The sequence below is a fragment of the Ferrimonas lipolytica genome, assembly GCF_012295575.1.
Classification (GTDB): domain Bacteria; phylum Pseudomonadota; class Gammaproteobacteria; order Enterobacterales; family Shewanellaceae; genus Ferrimonas; species Ferrimonas lipolytica.
Genome location: NZ_CP051180.1, coordinates 2,716,558 through 2,735,354, shown reverse-complemented (window position 1 = coordinate 2,735,354; position 18,797 = coordinate 2,716,558). Strand labels below are relative to the sequence as shown.

The window sequence follows — 18,797 nt, the reverse complement described above, 5'->3', positions numbered from 1 at the left end:
TAGCGATTACCCCGTTGACTCAATGGCACGCATGCTATCACCGGGTTATCCCAAGCCAAAGGTGCAAAATGTCCAAAAACATTGGAAGATTTTGTCCTTAACCAACTCCTGTATTTTTTCGATAATTAATTTATATGGTTAAAATATCTTAAAAATCAGTATTTTGCTGTGGCTTTATGGGCAGACGGAATCAATTGGGGCATCGAGCTTGAACTTGGATTATTGCTTTGATGCTCCACCTAAGGTGAGCGGCTCTGTGAGACTTTAACCACCGCAGAATAGGTAATAGCCGCGTGGCTTTGGCAGCAATAGCGCGTTGTTGGTGTGGTTTCGTTGCCGTAACTTAATCTCCACACGTTATTTAGCGCTATCTCTATACAAGGATGTATCCATGCAGCACGTTAAGTCCATAACAATGGGTATCGCAACGGCACTGCTGTTAGTTGGTTGTGGCAAGCTCGAGGGCGGTATTGAGGCGGCCAATCAAACGGAAGAGTATCGGCGGATTGAATCTGACATGGCGGTAGTGATGCTGCAGATGATGGGGGACGCCTTTAGTGGTGAACTTGATCAACAGGTTTGTGAAAAGCTGGTTGGGTTACAGGACGAGCTTGTCGATCTTTACCAGCAACATGAAGGCACCGGCAGCTGGGTTAAAACCTTACAGGGCGACATTGAAGATACAGAGCAAGACTGTGGATTGTAATGGTCTGTTCAATCACTAGTTACCCAATACCGTTGGCACCTTACCTTGGTGCCAGCGTGGGAATGACTGCATCGCTTGGTTATATAAACGGTGTTGGTAGTGCTGCGCTAACCAACGCCGTATCTCGCCAAAATCCTCACTTATAAACCACCGCCGCTCTATGCGTGAAAACTTACGTATGAACGGTAATAAAGCGTAATCGACTAATGACGGAGTCTCCCCAAACAGATGGCTATGCTGTCGCAGCCGTTGTTCCAATTGCCGCATGAACGACAAGGTGCGCTGGCGGTAATACTGGTGGTTTGGAGCTCGGTAGCGCACGGCCGCTTGATAGCTCTCAAGTATGGGCACAAACTCCCTATCGGCGTATTGAATTAATTGTTGCATCTGTTGTTTAACTAGAGGCTGCTGCTGGCGGAGCAGATCGCTAGGATCTTGCTGCGCTAACGCCCAAACCATGATATCGAGACTTTCCTCTATCACTCTACCGTCAGGTAGCTGCAATACCGGCACAGTGCCCTTGGCTGAAGCAGTGATTAGCTCGGTAGGCTTGTTGGCCAATACAATGTCTCTAATCTCTACCGGTTGCTCAGCATGCAGCAGCACCAATCGCGCTCGAACGCAGTAGGGGCAGCGGCGGAGAGAATAGAGAATAGGTAAGGGCATCACAACCTCTGTTACGGTGCTTTTGGTTACCTTATCTCAATTTGAATGCCCAGTATAAATTGATTTTATATCAATGCCTTGGTGTGCCAATCCAGTTGGGTTCGACAAGCTGAGATAACCTGACTTTGGTCAATATGACCATAGGGAGCGAGCCAGTCTAGCCCATTCAATAGGTTTTCCATGGTGGAAAATGAGCATTCGAGACTTGGCAACGACTGCTGCTCGCGCAGGAACAGATTTTGCGATTGCAGCACACAGCCTCGTTGATAACCAATCAAGAGTTGGCGGCATTGTTTAATAGCGGCCATATCGCTCAGCAATTTTCCCTGTTCGATCGGCACTAACCACAATTTGTCGGTGATCTGCTGCAGTTTTAAAAAACTGGCTTCTATTTGACTGCGATATGCGCTTTCAGCGTGTTGCCACAACCCGGCATTGGCAATCATAAAATTGAGCCCATCAGTGTTGGGGCTGTGCAAGCTCACCATGATTGGGGTGAGATTTGATACCAACAAGCGCTCTGCAGGGTTAAGCTCGGCGTCTAATAACTCCTGCCGCGTTTTAACATAGTCGTTGATGCGCTCAACATACAACTCCACCAGCAGGTTCTCTTTTGAAGCAAAGTGGGAGTAAAGCGTGCCCGTGGATGTTTCCGCATGCTTGGCAATGTCGCAGAAACGCATCGATACCAGCCCCTGCTGTTGAATCAAATATTGCGCGCTGCGCAGTAATTGATTACGAACGGTTTGGCGGTTCTTTCTATACATTGCAGCAGCCTTAAGCGAAAACTATTTCGAGAAAGTCTCGCGACTTTTCTTGGCACTGTCGAGTAATGAAAATTGTTCAACCTGAACCTTGTTAAGGTTGTGAATAAGCTAACGCTAGCGCGGTTGTTAACCGAGAGAAATTATTGTGGATGGTTGATATTAGTGAGGCAAGTCTCGACTTGCTGCTAAGTCGATGGTGGTTCGGTTGGGTGAGTTTTAACTCTCATTTCTGAGTGATTGCTGTGGTTAATCTGGTTACCAACATAGCTCGAATCAAACCATGTTTACTCGGAGATAATGATGAAGATACGCAATGCAGCAGTAGTATTTGCAGTGATTGGTGCCATTGGTTTTAGCCAAAGTGCAATGGCCGCAGGGGTTAAGAGCTCACTTAAGTCCACTCGCGGAATGGCAGTCTACTCCAAAGGCACTGAGGTGATCGGCACCATTTTCATGAACAAATATGGCTACGCGCCGTTGACCGCTGTGATTGACATTCCTAGCGGCCGTAAGCTGACCGATGTCAAAGTGACCGTACTAGCCAAAGGCGCTGATGGAGTCGATATTAGTTACCATGTCGCAGCGAATGAGTTGCTGCAACACTCCGGTATTCCAGTGTTTGGCTTATATGCAGATTACCAAAACCGAGTCTTGGTTAACTGGACCGAAGATGGCAAACGTCAGAATCACACCTTTAACATGCGCACCGGTGGGGTCAAGTTTACTCCAGCGGCAAATGCACGCAGCTCTTACCTTAAAGGCGAAGTTAAAGTTAAAGCGGCAAAGGGTTTTGAAGATCGGTTGTACCTTGTAGATGGCTTTGGCGATGGCTCAGCACGTTCTATCGTTGGCCATAACAACCCCAAAGCACCAGGGGCTGGCTTGTGGGATCGTTCACCAACCCTTTCAATGTACGACACCAATGGCGATTTACGCTGGTACATGGATTACCAAGCGTTCCGCGACGCGGAACACTATCGTAAAACCGGTTACGTAATGGGCATTAAGCAGGTTGGTAAGGATCTGGTTTGGGGCGCAGGTCAGGCTTACCACCGTATGAGCTTGATGGGGGAGCACGTGTACTCGCGTGATCTACCAGGTAACTACTCTGATTTCTCCCACGACATTCACCACCGTCCGAACGGCAACATGATTATTCGCGTGGCTAAAAAGGACTACCGCAATGACATCGGTGAGATTGTTAACACCGTCCGTGACCACATTATTGAGGTCGACCCAAACGGCAAATTAGTTCACGAGTGGGACTTAAACGGCATTCTCGATCCGTATCGCGATATCACCCTCAAAGGGTTGGATATGGGCGCTGTGTGTTTGAATGTTGATGTTGATAAGGCTGGTAAAACAGTAACCAAAGAAGAGCTGGCCGCGATGCCTTACGGTGATGTACCAGGTGTTGGTGCTGGCCGTAACTGGGCTCACGTTAACTCAGTCTCTTACGATGAGTTAGACGACGGTTTGATTGTGTCGCTGCGTCACCAGTCCGCCAATATTAAGATTGGTAAAGATAACCAAGTGAAGTGGATTATGTCCGCTCGTGGCGGTTGGAAAGGTGACTTAGCCGCCAAGGTACTGCAGCCAATTGATGCGGATGGGAATAACATCGATTGTACTGAACAGGGCCAGTGTCCAGACTTAGATAAGTTCGACTTTACTTGGACTCAACACACCGCTTACATCGGCAAAAATAACGATCAGCGCTACTTCAAACTGTTCGTTCTCGATAACGGTGACGGCCGTGGCAACGAACAGCCAGCGATGCCAACCATGAAGTACACCCGTGGTGTTGAGTATGTGATTGATGAAGAGAACATGACGGTACAGCAGCTGTGGCAGTACGGTAAGGATCGTGGCTACGAGTTCTACTCGCCGGTTACCTCTATCACTCAATACATGGGCGATAAGGATTCTAACTTCATCGCATCGATGTCTACCGGTCTGTACGAAGGGAAAACCGTTGGTAAGATTTTGGAGGTCCCATATGGCGAAGATAAGCCCGCGGTTGAGATCTGGGTTCACGGCATGGCACCAGGTGCTCCGGGCTATCGTGCGACCGTGATCAAGCCAGCATTCGATCAGTAATAGCTCGAGCGCAATAACGAGGCCAGCACAGTGTGCTGGCCTTTTAGGTTTGTATTAACGTGACAATTGTCGAAAAGGAATCGTTGTCGGACTGTGGTGATTGCGGTGGGGGCAATCGTGATTGACCTTCGCTGAGGTTGAGAGCTGTGCCATTGCGGTTGTGCTCAAGGCTGCTGTTGCGGTCGAGGTTGCGGTCGAGGTTGCGGTCTTGGTCGCGGTCGCTCATGAGCGCCCCTACGTCTGGGCAGGTGAATGTTGTTGGGGCAATGGTGGTTGCGGTAGGGGCAATCGTGATTGACCTTCGCTGAGGTTGAAAACTGTGCCATTGCGGTTGCGGTCGAGGCTTCGGCCGAGGTTGTAGCCGAGGTTGCGGTCGCTCATGAGCGCCCCTACGTCTGGTCAGGTGAATGTTGTTGGGGCAATGGTGATTGCGGTGGGTGCAATCGAGATTGACCTTCGCTGAGGTTGAGAACGGTGCCATTGAGGTTGTGCTCGGGGCTGCTATTGCGGTCGAGGTTGCGGTCTTGGTTGCGGTCGCTCATGAGCGCCCCTACGTCTGGGCAGGTGAATGTTGTTGGGGCAATGGTGCGGTAGGGGCAATCGTGATTGACCTTCGCTGAGGTTGAAAACTGTGCCATTGAGGTTGTGGTCGGGGCTGCTGTTGCGGTCTAGGTTGTAGCCGAGGTTGCGGTCGCTCATGAGCGCCCCTACGTCTGGGCAGGTGAATGTTGTTGGGGCAATGGTGCGGTAGGGGCAATCGTGATTGACCTTCGCTGAGGTTGAGAACGGTGCCATTGAGGTTGCGCTCGGGGCTGCTGTTGCGGTCGAGGTTGCGGTCTTGGTCGCGGTCGCTCATGAGCGCCCCTACGTCTGGGCAGGTGAATGTTGTTGGGGCAATGGTGATTGCGGTCAAGGCCGCTGTTGCGGCCGAGGTTGCGGTCGAGGCTTCGGTCGAGGTCGCTCATGAGCGCCCCTACGTCTGGGCAGGTGAATGTTGTTGGGGCAATGGTGCGGTAGGGGCAATCGTGATTGACCTTCGCTGAGGTTGAGAACGGTGCCATTGAGGTTGCGCTCGGGGCTGCTGTTGCGGTCGAGGTTGCGGTCTTGGTCGCGGTCGCTCATGAGCGCCCCTACGTCTGGGCAGGTGAATGTTGTTGGGGCAAGGGTGATTGCGGTAGGGGCAATCGTGATTGACCTTCGTTGAGGTTGAAAACTGTGCCATTGCGGTTGTGCTCAAGGCTGCTGTTGCGGCCGAGGTTGCGGTCGAGGCTTCGGTCGAGGTTGTAGCCGAGGTTGCGGTCGCTCATGAGCGCCCCTACGTCTGGGCAGGTGAATGTTGTTGGGGCAATGGTGCGGTAGGGGCAATCGTGATTGACCTTCGCTGAGGTTGAGAACGGTGCCATTGCGGTTGTGCTTGAGGCTGCTGTTGCGGTCGAGGTTGCGGTCGAGGTCGCTCATGAGCGCCCCTACGACCAAACAAAAAGGCCAGTCGGATTGCTCTGACTGGCCTTTAAAACTGGCGCTATTGGCGGATTAGGCCGTTTCAGTAGCAGGCAGCTCTTCGGTATCCTGCTTGCTAATCCACACTAGCAGACCTGCTAGGGTCAGCATTGGGATAACCAGATCGAAGATGGTACCGGCTGAGCCGAAGGCCAAGTTCAATGCCGTCACCATGGTGGCACCAATCGCCCAAGCGATCATAGCGGTCACACACCAGATCTCCATCTGTGCTTTGGTTTCATCTACACCCAAGGTGCGGTTTACCACGTGGAAGTAGGAATCATTAAAGTGACTAAAGCCGATAGCACCAACAGCACAAGCCAAGGCAACGAATACTGGCTCTAAGCCCAGCCCCGGAACCATAGGTGCAGTGATGGTCGCTGCAGTGATCATCGCAACCGTGGCAGACCCCTGAGCTAAACGTAGCAGTGAAGCGATTGCCAGCGGGATCAGGATTGGTGGTAAACCGGTAGAGGCGATGGCATCGGCAATGGTGTCGCCAGCGCCAGAAGCACGCAGTACTGCACCCATTGCACCGCCGGCACCAGTTACCAGTAGGATGATACCGGTAGAGGAAACGCCGCTCTCCATCGAGGTGATGATCTGCTCACGTGGGATGTGACGAGTCAAACCATACAGCGCTACCAGCAGGCCGAGACCAACGGCGATTACCGGGTGGCCAACCAGTTGAATCAAGTTGTATAAGAAGCTGGCTTCTTCACCCTCAGGCAGTTTGCCCATTAAGGTGCGGGTTAAGATTAGCGCAATAGGCATTAGGATTGGCGCGAATGACAGCAAGTTGCTTGGCAGTTTCGCTTCCTCTTCAGAAGACATCTCTTTGACGCCGCGGAACATCGCTGGCTCAGAGATCCATTCGCCATCTTTACCTGGAACACGGTAGTATTTTTGGCCCATGCGGCGGGTGTAGAAAATGGTACCTAGCATCATTGGGATAGCAACGATAAGTCCCCAAACCATGTATGCGCCCAAATCGACACCCAGCAACGCAGCAACGCCAACAGGGCCCGGTGTTGGTGGCACCATGGCGTGGGTGATCAGCAGACCGATTGCCAAGGTAGAACCTAAACCAACAACGGACTTACCGGTGTTGGCAGAGATTGCGCGAACCAACGATTGCAACAGCACGTAAGCCGAGTCACAAAATACTGGAATGGAAACCAACACACCGGTGAAACCCAACGCGATGTCTTCGCGACCTTTACCAAAGATCTTGATGAAGGTACGAGCCATTCGCTTAGCCGCACCAGAGACTTCAAAGCAGGAACCCATCATCACACCGAAACCGATGATCAGACCAATTGAAGACAAGGTACCACCGAAGCCAGAGGTTAATGCCTTGGTTAGTGCATTAGGATCCATGCCACCAAACAAACCGATGATTAACGCTGTGATGATCATGGCCGGGAAGATGTGGATACGGGTCTTTAATACCATGGCCAACAGGGCAATAAGGCCTGCGACAATGCCGATGATGGTAGTTTCCATAATTTTTGGGGTTCCGTTGTTATATAGGAAACGGCGACCAGTACGGTCGCCTCATTGAGTTAGGCTTGAGCCATCCAGCTCAAACCAGAAACAGTGTCGTTACGCGGGTGATATTCACAACCGATGTAACCGGCGTAGTGCTTATCCAATACCTTAAATAGGTGTGGGTAGTTCAACTCGCCTTCGCTTGGTTCGTGACGTTCAGGTACCGAAGCAATCTGGACGTGGCCTATGTAGCTACCAATCTCTGCAATCAGTTTGGACAGATCACCATCCATAATTTGGGCGTGGTACAGATCAAACTGAACCTTAACGTTGTCACGGTCGGTGGCCTTAGCTAGCTCTAGCGCATCACGTTGATGAGCAAGGAAGTAGCCTGGTGCATCACGGTCGTTCAGCGGTTCAATCTGGATCTCGATACCGTGCTCGGCATATAGGTCAGCAGCCCAACGAAGGTTGTTGATAAAGGTGTCACGGTGGCTGTCGATGCTGTGGTTCATATCAACAATACCGGCCATGGCGTGCACTTTTTTACAGCCCAACGCAATAGCGTATTGCAGTGCTTGTTCGGCATTGTTGCGAAACTCAGCTTCACGGCCTGGGATTGCGGCCATGCCGCGTTCACCTGCTGCCCAGTCACCTGGGAACATGTTGAACAGTGCTTGGGTCAAGCCATGCTGTTGCAGCTGCGCCGCCAGATCTTCCTTGGCATAGTCGTATGGAAACAGAAACTCAACCGCCTCGAAACCGGCGGCTTTGGCCGCCGCAAAGCGTTCCATAAACGGCAGTTCGGTGAATAGAGTGGTTAGGTTGGCAGCAAATTTAGCCATAACGGGCCTCCAGCTCAGCCACTTCTTGTTGGCTTAAGTAACGAATCGGTTGGTCTTTCATCAGGTTTAACAACTTAGCGGTCTCTTCCAGCTCTTCCATGTTGTTAACTGCGTCTTCTAAATCTTTGCCTGCACACACTGGACCGTGGTTGGCCAGCAACATGGCGCGGTGTACTGGAGCCAGTGCAGCCAATTTATCGGCAATGGCTTTGTCACCGGGGGTGAAGTACGGCACCAGTGGCATCTTGCCAATGCGCATTACGTAGTACGGAGTGAATGGCTTAATTACGTTGGTAGGGTCTAAACCCTCTTGGCAAGACAGCGCCGTTAGATAGGTGCAATGCAGGTGCACAATGGCACGATGCTTAGGGTTGGCACGGTACATTGCCAAGTGAAACTGCACCTCTTTCGAAGCTTTGTCACCACTGATTGGGTTGCCATCGATGCTGACTTTGCTGAGGCGGTCGGCAGCTAATCGGCCCATGCATGAACCGGTCGGAGTTGCCAATACATTGCCACATGGTAGGCGCAATGATAGGTTGCCGGCGCCACCAGTAGCGTAGCCCCGTTCAAACAGCGAGCGGCCTAAGTCGACCATCTGTTGCCGCAGTTGTTGTTCGGTCATCATTTTTCCACCATGAAGGTAAGCGCGCGGGAGAAGAAATCCACCTGACCAAAGTTGCCGGATTTCAGCGTCAGGTTGAGGTTTTGGTCGACCGCTTTTACCCAAGGCACACCAGGGGCGATCTGCGGGCCGATGTGGAAGGCTTCCACCCCAAGGCGCTGGGTAACAATAGAGGAGGTTTCGCCACCAGCGACGATGAAGTTAGTTACCTGATGCTGCTTCGCCAGTAAGGCCAACTCGGCAAAGGTCTCCTCTACTGCAGTAGAGGCGCGCTCTGCACCATAGGTTGCTTGGATCTGCGCTAGGGTCTCGGCATCGGCAGTGGCGAATACCAACGGCGCGGCAGGGTTGTCTAGCTTAGGTAGCAACCACGCCATGATTTGACGGGCGTAGTCGTCCTGTTCGATACAGGCTTTTACATCCAACGGGTAGCTGCAAGCATGCTGGCGGTAATCGGCAACTTGGGCGTTGGTCATCTGTGAGCATGAACCGGAGAATATGACGGTTTTGCCACGAGTTGGTTGACCCGCAGCGGACTGCTTGGTTGTGCTAGTTGCCAAGTGTCGCGCTAAGCCTAGTGCGAGGCCTGAACCACCGGTTACCAGTGGCAAACCGGCAACTGCGGCACCTAGGGTTTCGAGGTGAGCTTCATTGAGGGTGTCCAATACCGCGTAACGATGGCCGGCGGCTTTAACCTCTTCAAGGCGTGCTTTTACCGCATCAACGCCAGCGTCGATGATGGCAGCATTAACCAAGCCGGTGGTACCGCGGGCTTGTGCATCCATGAGACGGACTAGGTTGCTGTCGGTCATTGGCGTGACCGGGTGGTTACGCATGCCAGATTCAGACAGCAGCTGCTCACCAACAAATAGGTTGCCCATGTAAACGCTGCGACCGTTAACCGGTAGCGAAGGGCAGATGATGGTGAAGTCATGGTCCAGCGCGTCAAGCAGGGCATCGGTTACCGGACCGATGTTGCCCGCGGCGGTGGAGTCAAACGTAGAGCAGTATTTAAAGTAAACCTGCTCAGTGCCACGGGATTTAAGCCAATCTAGTGCAGCAATGGAATCGCGGATTGCTTCGTCAGTTGGGCAAGAACGCGATTTCAGGCTGATAACGACTGCGTCGGTATTCAGCTCGATGTCGCCAGCCGGCACACCAGACAGCTGTACTGTGCTTAAGCCGTTTTCAACTAAGAAGCTCGCGATGTCGGTAGCGCCGGTGAAATCGTCGGCGATAACTCCTATCTTGATCATGCTTCATCTCCTGGCAAGGTGATGCCGGAGAAGGTTTTGATGACGGCCGCATCGGCTTGGTGGCCATAGCCAGCGTTAGACGCGTTGAGGTACATGTTGTAGGCGGTGCTCGCCAGTGGCGATGGGAAGTTGAGGCTCTTGGCTGTATCTGCCACCAGGCCCATATCTTTTACGAAGATATCGACCATTGAGGTTGGGGTATAGTCGCCGTTAACGACGTGCTTCATACGGTTTTCAAACATCCAGCTATTACCGGCGGCATTGGTAACCACGTCGTACATAGTATCCAGCGGAATCCCTGCTTTAGCCGCCATCGCCATCGCTTCAGCACCTGCAGCAATGTGTACGCCAGCCAGCAACTGGTGGATGATCTTAACAGTGGCGCCAAGGCCAATTTCAGTGCCGATGTTGTAGGTTTTGGCAGAGGTGGCATCCAGTACCGGTTGCAGTTTAGCAAAAGCCTGCTCACTGCCGGAAGCCATAATGGTCATCTCTCCGGCTGCGGCTTTAGCGGCACCGCCAGATACTGGGGCGTCCAACATCAGTAGTTGGTGCTCATTAAGTTTGGTTTCAATCGCTTTGGCGTCGTCGGCAGAAATAGTGGCAGACACCATCACTGCGGTGCCTGGCTTCAATGCTGCAGCAAGGCCTAAATCAAATAAAATGGTGTTTACTTGTTTGGCGTTAACAACCAGTAGCATCACCGCATCGACGTCGGCAGCATAAGCCTTAGCATCGGTACCAGTGGCAGCAGCGCCGGCTTTGTTAAGTTGCTCTAACGCGACAGGATTAAGATCCACACCGTAGGTGGTAAGGCCCGCATTGATGCAAGACAGAGCTGCGCCCATGCCCATAGAGCCAAGGCCGATAACAGCAACAGAGTATGATTGAGTCATTGTGAATCCTGTGAATTAGTGTGAATAACTAAGCTGTCACAGCGTATTGGTGAGGCTTGGTTCTCATAATTGCACGGGAGTATCACAGGATTTCACTAACGCAATGGTTAACATCCGTGCGCGATTACTTTTTTGTGAGCGGTGACTAGAAACCAGTGAATCAAATTACAAAACAGAACAACATTCGCCACATTAATGACACAATCTTCTGGTTTGGTTTTTAATTGTTCGCAACGGAGAACGGTTTGTTTGTCTGTTTGCTATTGCCGCTAAGCTCAATAAGGTAGGCTTAGCGGAGGAGTATCAGGGGGGTTGGGAATTAGATGTCTATTGCGAATCAGTTAGCACTGTTTCTGGATATAGTGCAGCAGGGTTCATTCACTAAAGCGGCTGCATTGCACGATATGGACAATTCGTCACTGTCGAAGCAAATAAAGAAGCTCGAGGCGGATCTTGGGGTGCAGTTGTTGAATCGGTCAACTCGCTCCTTCTCGCTAACCTCTGCCGGTGAGGAGATATTGGCTCAGGCGCAGACGGTAGTGAACACCTTAGATCAGATCCAAGACACGGCAGCGGCATACCATGCCCAACCAAAGGGGGCGCTGCGGATAACGACCTCGGTGTCGTTGGGACAAGAGGTAGTACAGCCGGTGATCAACCGTTTTATCACACGTTACCCTGATATTAAGGTGACGCTGTTTTTGGATGATAAAAAAACCGACATTATTGCTGATCACTTCGATCTAGCCTTTCGTCTTGGCAAGATGGTCGAGTCCAACCTTATTGCCACCAAGATCGCCAATACCAACTTTGCCATTGTCGCTGCGCAGCAGTTTATTGATAGCTACGGTGAGCCAAAGACACCTCAGGAGCTAATAGCATTACCTGCGGTGATATACAGCAACGGTGATGTAACTCTCGATCAGATCGATATCGGCACCTCAGAACCACTAGGTCGCTACCGGATGCAGGGGAACTGTAAGGTAAACGACGTTCGCGCAATAATTAATGCGGTCAAGAGTGGGGTTGGTTATACCGTTCTTGATCTGTCCAACCTTGACCGACCGATCAGTGAGTTGGGGTTGGTGCCTCTTTTGACCGATCATCAATTATCGAATCAAGGGACTGGGATCTACGCAGTCTATCCTCACCGAAAAAAATCAGCGTTGGTGGCGGAGTTTCTCGAAGCGATGAAGAGCTACGTTGGTAACCCGCCCTATTGGGAGCAGTACATTCCCAACTACCATGAACTCTATAACGGCAACCCGCGCCAATAGCGGCGCGATGTTTGGTGTTGCCTCAACTACAGATAGAGCGGGCAAAGCTCTACTATGGCACCGTCGCCAGTTGGGGGGCTGATATCTCGGCAATGCTGTTGACCATTGTCATCATATCGTCGTGGTTGCTAAAAATATCTGGTGGTAATGCTGTCTGAGGTTATGCCAGCTGGGTGACGAAATTCATGTATTGCTTCATATCGCCAATCAGCGCGGCTTCCATCAGTGTACCGGTAATCTTGGAGTAGGGTTGGTTGAAGTGGATATCCCATACCGCAGCTTCGTTACGCCAGTGTTCATAGACTGCCAGAGTATCGTTGCTACCATTGATGGTATAGAGCTCAAATAGTAGATTTGCCGCCTCAGTGCGGGTTTGGCTAACGTGATCCTCAAACTGTTGCAGCAAGCGCTGACGGAGTTCAGGCTTGATCTTAAATATGAACAAGATAATAAACTCTTCGTCGTCAACCGCCGCTGTTTTTAATGGCTGTGGCAGTGGATTGGTTTCGCCTAACTCGAATAGCTCAGCCGGCTCGATTAACGCCGTATCAAGCGTTGCTTGTAACTCGATCGAATAGGCTTGTAGTGCATTACAGGCTATCCCTGCGGCGCAGTCCCAGCGTTCGTAGGTGAAAAACAGGTTGGGGTTGTCGCGGTCTACATAAATACGCACGGCAATGTTACCACGCAGCTGCTTAGCACCGTTTTGATAGGTCAGCAGTGCCGTTTCAACGTGTTGGCGTTGTTCTGGTTTAACCGTAAATTTTGCGATCTTATTCAACATTAGAGTGTCCCTAATTGAGCCGTGCGCCAATTGGCATGGCTCAATTAATCAGCGTTACTTGTTGCCAAGCATAGTGCCGAATATGGACGTAGGAGGGGAGAGTGAAAAGCTCCAATAGTTATGGACAAATTGTTCCGTAATGGCTTGGGACGTGGCTTAACAACATCAGCTATTGATGCATCTGATGCAGTTTTTCCCCGCTGCTTTCGCCAGATAGACGCCTTTGTCTGCCAACTTAATCAACTCCTGATAACTTCTCATTGAGGTGGTTGAGCAGGCAACGCCAATACTGACTCGGGCTTGCCAAGGTTGGTCTGGGGTTGGCACAGACACAGCACGCACCTCAGTAAGTATTTGCTGCGCTAATTGCAGGCCGCCATTAAGATCTGTGTCTGGGAAGATTGCGAAGAACTCATCGCCACCGACGCGGCAGATAATGTCGTCGGTGCGGATGGCGTATTGCAGCACTTTACCGAGCTCAGCTAAGACGGTGTCGCCGAAGATGTGTCCGTAGTTATCGTTGACCTGCTTAAAGCCATCGGCGTCGATCACCATGCACACTAGCGAGCGCTTGGATTGGCGCGAGACTTGCCATAACTCCATTAGTCGATTAATGGCGTAGCGTCGATTGGGAAGGCCAGTAAGTGAATCGGTTGAGGCGATAACTTCTAGCTGCTTATTGGCCTGAGACAGTGCCTCGGTACGTTCGGCAATGCGTTTCTCTAGGCTGCGGTTGAGGGTCAACAGCTGTTGATTACGCAGCGATACCTGCTTGTATAACCGCTCTAATGTTGAGACCAATGGTTGAACCGCAGGATCGGCGTTTCGCTCTTCCTCAATATATGCTTGTTCCGCTGTTACACCGGCATTGATGGCCTGTATTTGGCGCGCCATATTTTGGTCAATACCGAGGATATGGAATGCGAGCCAGTTAACTAGGTAATCAAGCAACTGATGTTGGCCGTCGAGATCATTGGAGGCGATGACACTTTGTTGCTGCAGTACATCAGCTAAGAACGCTTGGTGTGCGTCAACGTGAAGCTGTTGATGGCGAGGATCGACCCCAGCCGTGCGCATTTCTCGCTCTTCTTCGGCGAAGTGGTATTGACTGTAATCAATGAGCTGCTCGAACAGCTGCGCGAGCGCTTGAGGTTGTACATTTCGTTGGTTTAGCTCTAATGCATAGCCGTTGATGATATTAACCAATTGCTTGTGTTGACTATCTACCGTAGCTAACCCGGTAATGAAATGTTTGTCCCACTGAAACGATGACATCGACTCTAAACCTAAGCCCATTAACAACTGTCTGTAGCGTTAGCATACGTGATAAGCCAATCAATGTTATTGCTATTCTTTGCTTGGTATCAGGCTTTCGTTAGCGTAGTAACAAAATCTAATGTTGATGTGATTTAGGTTTATTTGCTGTTAGCTTGCCGCATAGCACTGATTGGATAGTGGTCGAATATGACTAATTCTTCAGGCGGCACAACTATAACAAGGATGGTTTAAATCGTTATGCACACACTCTCGAGACTGTTTAAGCTAGCCAGTTATGTCGCTCTTAGTGGTTGGCTCTTGTTGCTGCTGTTGCCAAGCTGGGAGCATACCCAAGCTGCCATTGTTGGCGTGGTCGTTATGTTATTGTCTGCGCTCTATACTTATCTGGTATTTTTCGGAAAACGTTTGGACGATCCGCAGCAAAAATACCGCGGCCACTTCTGGTCACTGACTGGGGTAATAAACCTATTTAAATCACCACGAGCGGTGTTAGCGGGTTGGGTTCACTATTTAGCGTTTGATCTAATGTTGGGGCTCTTTATTGTGGTTAATGGTAACCACTACGGTATTGCCCATTGGATATTGGTGCCGTGCTTGTTGCTAACACTGATGTTCGGCCCCGCCGGCTTACTGCTCTATTTACTGCTGCGCATGGCGGTTAGCGGTGACTACTGGGCGGATACCCTGTTTTGAGCTATTAACAGCCTTTGGTTTGCTTAACTAAGCCGTACTTATTAGAGCCATCTGCCGGTGCACCAGTGCCGTTGGGTTCGCTGTAGTGTACGTAGCAGCCTTCACCATCTTCCAAGTCGTAGCCAATAACAACTTGAGAGCTGCCGCTGGTGCAGTTACTTGGGTAATTATTGCCGTTGCAGACCATTAGATCTTCGCTAATATTGAGCAGATCGATAATATCATGCTCATCGCTTTCTGCGTGGGCTTCTGGGTATCCATATTTGGCTTGAACAATGGTGCCATTAATCTCTATGTCCGAGCGTTCATCAGCTTCAACACCTACAAGTATGGCCTTAAGGTAGGTTTGATCGGCAGCCGTTTGTACCGAGGAGTAGAGGTTGTCGATAACAGCGATTCGAGCATCACGGGAGATATCGATGAATTTTGGGGCTGCTACGGCGGCGAGAATAGCGATAACGACGATAACTATCACCAGCTCAATGAGAGTAAAACCTTTCTGTTTCAACATGTCACCTTAACGCTATTGTTCATTTTTGTAAGACTGCAGTGAACCAACCAAAGCTTAGTTAGCCCTCCCCCCTTATCGCAATATTCCGGCCATTAGTTTCTCAAGCGATCGATATTTTTCGCCGATAAGTGCGAAGCTATAGATAACAATGTCGGCTTTGGCGAATCTATCAGACTAAATGTAGCCATCAGAGCAAATGTGGTTAAAATTTAACAGGTTTGCATTTGTGCAACAAGCCTAGTGGGGATCGCGGTGTGGTTAGTGTAATCACAGTGTCTTTGAGGATGGTAAACCCTAATGGATAAAGAGATTTATGTTGCTTAAGCACTAGTCGATTTAATGCCAATGGCAATGCGGGCATAGACCTATTTGTGGGCGGGGCAGGGCAATACCAACTAAGTGTTGTTCTTTCTAATACAGTTAAAGCACTGGCTAGGCGAGTTTTGATACAAAGGGGGCAAAGCTCCCCCCTAATGCATACAACAATGTGCCGTCGCCACCGCGACATAGTCCCCTAAAAGCACCGAAATCGCAGAAGCCGAAGGCTTGATATAACCCGCAACACTTAACTGTGACACAGCCATAAAAAAGCCGATGCATGCTGCACCGGCAATAGGGAGTTGCTGATCTAACTAGCGTATTCGCTCTGGTCAATTTCGAGCAGGGTTGCAATACCGGCAGCATAGGCTGGATCGGCTAAGAAGCAGTGGCGTAAGTGACGCAACTGGATCTCTTTCGGTACGCCTGCGATGTTGTTCGCTGTGTTGCTAAATAGCGCTTGTTGTTGCTCAGGGTTCATCAAGCGGAACAGATTACCGGGCTGGCTGAAATTATCTTCATCTTCTGCAGCATCCCAGTGATCTGCAGCGCCTTCCAGTGTTAATGGCGGCTCCGCGAAATCAGGTTGCTGTGCCCACTCACCATGTTGGTTGGGTTCGTAACCGATGGTACCGCCGTGGTTGCCGTCTACTCGCATCGCACCATCACGGTGGTAGCTGTGCACTGGGCAGCGTGGTGCGTTAACCGGAATACTATGGTGGTTAACCCCTAAGCGATAGCGCTGAGCATCGCCGTATGAGAACAAACGTCCTTGCAGCATCTTGTCTGGCGAGAAACCGATGCCCGGAACAATGGCACCTGGATTAAATGCTGCCTGTTCAACTTCGGCAAAGTAGTTATCTGGATTACGGTTGAGTTCCAACATGCCCACTTCAATCAATGGGTAGTCTTGGTGTGGCCATACCTTGGTTAGATCAAATGGATTGTAAGGCACCTTGCTGGCGTCCGCTTCAGGCATCACCTGCACCATCATTTTCCATTTAGGGAAGTCGCCATTGTCGATGCTATCGAGTAGGTCGCGCTGATGACTTTCTCGATCCTGACCTGATAATAGTGCCGCTTCTTGATCGGTTAAATTCTTAATGCCCTGTTGCGATTTGAGGTGGAATTTGACCCAAAATCGTTCGTTACTAGCATTAATAAAGCTAAAGGTGTGGCTACCGAAGCCATGCATATGGCGGTAGGTTGCAGGCAGGCCTCGCTCGCTCATTACAATAGTAACTTGGTGCAGCGCTTCAGGCAGTGAAGTCCAGAAATCCCAGTTGTTAGTCGCACTGCGCAGGTTACTGCGTGGGTCGCGTTTTACTGCGTGGTTTAGATCTGGGAATTTGAGTGGATCGCGCAGAAAGAATACCGGGGTGTTATTTCCCACTAGATCCCAATTGCCCTCTTCGGTGTAAAACTTCACCGCAAAGCCGCGGATATCGCGCTCGGCATCAGCGGCTCCGCGTTCACCAGCAACGGTGCTAAAGCGGGTGAACAAAGGTGTGGTTTTTCCGACTTCGGAGAAGATCTTCGCTTTGGTGTATTTGCTGATGTCATTAGTTACGGTGAAATGGCCATACGCAGCTGAGCCTTTGGCATGCATGCGTCGCTCTGGAATGACTTCACGATCAAAGTGAGCCAGTTTCTCTAAGAACCAAACATCTTGTAGCAGCTGAGGGCCGCGTTTACCTGCAGTTTGCACGTTCTGGTTGTGAGCTACTGGGCAGCCACTGGCCGTTGTTAGTTTTTTGGTCATAATAACCTTCCTGATAAGAGCCAAATTTTTTGGAGGCGAGAGCAAGTATTTGGCAACTGCAGACTAATGTAGTTGATCTTGATCAACTTAAAATAGATTGGAATAGATTGTATTAATCTGTAAATGTGGTTGCACTTCGGTGGTTGGTTGATGCAGGGAGTTAATGAACTTAACGAGTGGGTTACATCTTTTCGCGACCACGATGCCATTTCAATTGGGGGTTGATGGCGGCGAGCCCAATTTAGCGGCAACTTCGATTACAACTTAACCAACCGGACTGCATATTGTTTTTGATTGGTGGTGGTAATTTGTGTGAGTTGTGAATTGATTGTGACTTGAGGTGCTGTTCGCTGTTAGTCAACTCAGTTGGGTAACAACTGTCTAAAAGAAATGTTATTGGTGCTGCAGCACTGGTACCAGCGAAGCAGGGAAGAGCAATGAAGGTAGTGTTGGCAATATACCGCAGCGTTCGTTGCTTTATCGAGAGCAAGGTTACATTGAAGGTGGCTATCTAATGGAGCCAATGTTGTTTGGCAGCGAAGTAAAACAGGTAGCGATGTTGAAGTGTTTGACCTTATTCGAGCCAAAAATTTGAGTTTGAAAACAGTGATGACACCTAAGTGGCACCACTGTTTTTAAGTCAAACTCTATACTTACCCAAATAACTAAGGTAGTTAGCATGTCGTGCTGTCGGAGTCGTTGTTAATTTCCGCTTTGCTTACTCATTGGTGTCGAACTTGATATTGAAGGCTAAGGTAGGGGTTGCTAATGACGAAAGATACAACGGTGTTTACCAATACTGAAAAGACGTACTTACTGGAACAAGTTCACCGAGCTAGGGTGCATAAAACCGCTTACTTCATGTTGGCTAAAGAGTTTCACATTAAATCAGAACGATGGTGGATCCTGTCTAATTTATTAGCCATCGCCTTGGGATTAGGGATGTTGTTGTTATTGATTGGTACCTTTGGTGAAGAGCTTACTATCGGCACTATAGGCATGATCGAGATTGTGGTGTTTCTGATCGCAATTGCAACGGTGGCGGTGGATAAAACGCAATGCCTTGATGGCTGTCAGCACAAGGCTGGCCATTATCAACACCTTGGTAAGGTCTATAAATCGATAGAACATCAATACGGTGCTGTGCTCAGTAGCGGTACCGATATCCATGCTAAAAGCACAGCCATTTCAGCCATTATGGCTAGCGTAAGTGAGCATCTCGACCCACTTGATGAACATACCTATCAACGAGCATTAGCGCTGGTTGATGCGGAGTAATATCGACTTAAAAGTGCTTTAGCTGACCTAGTGCCAAGCTAGGT

At 50.1% G+C, this 18,797-nt stretch carries 20 protein-coding genes; 6 read left to right on the top strand and 14 right to left on the bottom strand.

Annotated features, from left to right (window positions below):
* Positions 1–391: 391 nt before the first annotated feature.
* On the top strand, positions 392–706 hold the full coding sequence (locus tag HER31_RS12555) for a hypothetical protein (RefSeq protein WP_168660910.1): 315 nt from the start codon (positions 392–394) through the stop codon (positions 704–706).
* Positions 707–721: 15 nt separating this feature from the next.
* On the opposite strand, the gene HER31_RS12550 is transcribed toward HER31_RS12555, so the two are convergent.
* Together HER31_RS12550 and HER31_RS12545 are read right to left on the bottom strand one after the other, a co-directional pair.
* Positions 722–1,372, bottom strand: a complete 651-nt coding sequence (locus tag HER31_RS12550; RefSeq protein WP_168660909.1) for a glutathione S-transferase N-terminal domain-containing protein — start codon at positions 1,370–1,372, stop codon at positions 722–724.
* 65 nt (positions 1,373–1,437) lie between these two features.
* Positions 1,438–2,139, bottom strand: coding sequence for a TetR/AcrR family transcriptional regulator (locus tag HER31_RS12545; protein ID WP_168660908.1), 702 nt, complete (start codon positions 2,137–2,139; stop codon positions 1,438–1,440).
* A 297-nt stretch (positions 2,140–2,436) separates the two neighbouring features.
* On the opposite strand from HER31_RS12545, the gene HER31_RS12540 reads away from it, so the two are divergent.
* Positions 2,437–4,239 (top strand): aryl-sulfate sulfotransferase, encoded by a 1,803-nt coding sequence (locus tag HER31_RS12540; RefSeq protein ID WP_168660907.1) that lies wholly within the window; start codon positions 2,437–2,439, stop codon positions 4,237–4,239.
* Positions 4,240–4,282: 43 nt separating this feature from the next.
* On the opposite strand, the gene HER31_RS12535 is transcribed toward HER31_RS12540, so the two are convergent.
* On the bottom strand, positions 4,283–4,465 hold the full coding sequence (locus tag HER31_RS12535; RefSeq protein ID WP_168660906.1) for a hypothetical protein: 183 nt from the start codon (positions 4,463–4,465) through the stop codon (positions 4,283–4,285).
* A 163-nt stretch (positions 4,466–4,628) separates the two neighbouring features.
* Positions 4,629–4,877 carry a hypothetical protein gene (locus tag HER31_RS12530; RefSeq protein WP_168660905.1) on the bottom strand — a complete coding sequence of 83 codons (249 nt, stop codon included), beginning with the start codon at positions 4,875–4,877 and terminating at the stop codon, positions 4,629–4,631.
* A 216-nt stretch (positions 4,878–5,093) separates the two neighbouring features.
* Here HER31_RS12530 and HER31_RS12525 point away from each other — a divergent pair, with 216 nt between their 5' ends.
* On the top strand, positions 5,094–5,282 hold the full coding sequence (locus HER31_RS12525; protein WP_168660904.1) for a hypothetical protein: 189 nt from the start codon (positions 5,094–5,096) through the stop codon (positions 5,280–5,282).
* Positions 5,283–5,369: 87 nt separating this feature from the next.
* On the opposite strand, the gene HER31_RS12520 is transcribed toward HER31_RS12525, so the two are convergent.
* The 6 genes from HER31_RS12520 to ltnD form a co-directional block, all read right to left on the bottom strand.
* Positions 5,370–5,642 (bottom strand): hypothetical protein, encoded by a 273-nt coding sequence (locus HER31_RS12520; RefSeq protein WP_168660903.1) that lies wholly within the window; start codon positions 5,640–5,642, stop codon positions 5,370–5,372.
* A gap of 130 nt (positions 5,643–5,772) precedes the next feature.
* Entirely contained in the window at positions 5,773–7,245 is a 1,473-nt protein-coding gene (locus tag HER31_RS12515) for a GntP family permease (RefSeq protein ID WP_168660902.1), read from the bottom strand.
* Between the two features lie 59 nt (positions 7,246–7,304).
* Complete coding sequence (gene otnI / locus HER31_RS12510) at positions 7,305–8,075, bottom strand: 2-oxo-tetronate isomerase (RefSeq protein WP_168660901.1); 771 nt, start codon at positions 8,073–8,075, stop codon at positions 7,305–7,307.
* Positions 8,068–8,703, bottom strand: a complete 636-nt coding sequence (otnC, locus tag HER31_RS12505; RefSeq protein ID WP_238786822.1) for a 3-oxo-tetronate 4-phosphate decarboxylase — start codon at positions 8,701–8,703, stop codon at positions 8,068–8,070. Before otnC ends, otnI begins: the two co-directional genes overlap by 8 nt.
* Positions 8,700–9,956 carry a 3-oxo-tetronate kinase gene (gene otnK, locus HER31_RS12500; protein ID WP_168660900.1) on the bottom strand — a complete coding sequence of 419 codons (1,257 nt, stop codon included), beginning with the start codon at positions 9,954–9,956 and terminating at the stop codon, positions 8,700–8,702. The genes otnC and otnK overlap by 4 nt, the downstream gene beginning before the upstream one ends.
* Complete coding sequence (ltnD, locus tag HER31_RS12495) at positions 9,953–10,852, bottom strand: L-threonate dehydrogenase (protein ID WP_168660899.1); 900 nt, start codon at positions 10,850–10,852, stop codon at positions 9,953–9,955. Before ltnD ends, otnK begins: the two co-directional genes overlap by 4 nt.
* A 323-nt stretch (positions 10,853–11,175) precedes the next feature.
* On the opposite strand from ltnD, the gene HER31_RS12490 reads away from it, so the two are divergent.
* Positions 11,176–12,129 carry a LysR family transcriptional regulator gene (locus HER31_RS12490; RefSeq protein WP_168660898.1) on the top strand — a complete coding sequence of 318 codons (954 nt, stop codon included), beginning with the start codon at positions 11,176–11,178 and terminating at the stop codon, positions 12,127–12,129.
* 160 nt (positions 12,130–12,289) lie between these two features.
* Here HER31_RS12490 and HER31_RS12485 read toward each other — a convergent pair whose 3' ends face one another.
* Together HER31_RS12485 and HER31_RS12480 are read right to left on the bottom strand one after the other, a co-directional pair.
* Positions 12,290–12,913 (bottom strand): putative quinol monooxygenase, encoded by a 624-nt coding sequence (locus HER31_RS12485; protein ID WP_168660897.1) that lies wholly within the window; start codon positions 12,911–12,913, stop codon positions 12,290–12,292.
* Positions 12,914–13,078: 165 nt separating this feature from the next.
* The gene (locus HER31_RS12480; protein WP_168660896.1) at positions 13,079–14,188 is read right to left on the bottom strand and encodes a GGDEF domain-containing protein; all 1,110 of its coding nucleotides are present in this window, start codon (positions 14,186–14,188) and stop codon (positions 13,079–13,081) included.
* A gap of 240 nt (positions 14,189–14,428) precedes the next feature.
* Here HER31_RS12480 and HER31_RS12475 point away from each other — a divergent pair, with 240 nt between their 5' ends.
* Positions 14,429–14,884 (top strand): ABA4-like family protein, encoded by a 456-nt coding sequence (locus HER31_RS12475; RefSeq protein WP_168660895.1) that lies wholly within the window; start codon positions 14,429–14,431, stop codon positions 14,882–14,884.
* Between the two features lie 4 nt (positions 14,885–14,888).
* Here the strand turns inward: HER31_RS12475 and HER31_RS18925 are convergent, their stop codons facing one another.
* Together HER31_RS18925 and HER31_RS12465 are read right to left on the bottom strand one after the other, a co-directional pair.
* Positions 14,889–15,395 (bottom strand): prepilin-type N-terminal cleavage/methylation domain-containing protein, encoded by a 507-nt coding sequence (locus HER31_RS18925; protein WP_168660894.1) that lies wholly within the window; start codon positions 15,393–15,395, stop codon positions 14,889–14,891.
* 628 nt (positions 15,396–16,023) lie between these two features.
* Positions 16,024–17,475: a catalase gene (locus HER31_RS12465; protein WP_168660893.1), complete on the bottom strand. Its 1,452-nt coding sequence runs from the start codon at positions 17,473–17,475 to the stop codon at positions 16,024–16,026.
* 768 nt (positions 17,476–18,243) lie between these two features.
* Between HER31_RS12465 and HER31_RS12460 the strand changes: the two genes are divergently transcribed.
* Positions 18,244–18,753: a hypothetical protein gene (locus HER31_RS12460; protein WP_168660892.1), complete on the top strand. Its 510-nt coding sequence runs from the start codon at positions 18,244–18,246 to the stop codon at positions 18,751–18,753.
* The last annotated feature ends 44 nt before the right edge of the window (positions 18,754–18,797 follow it).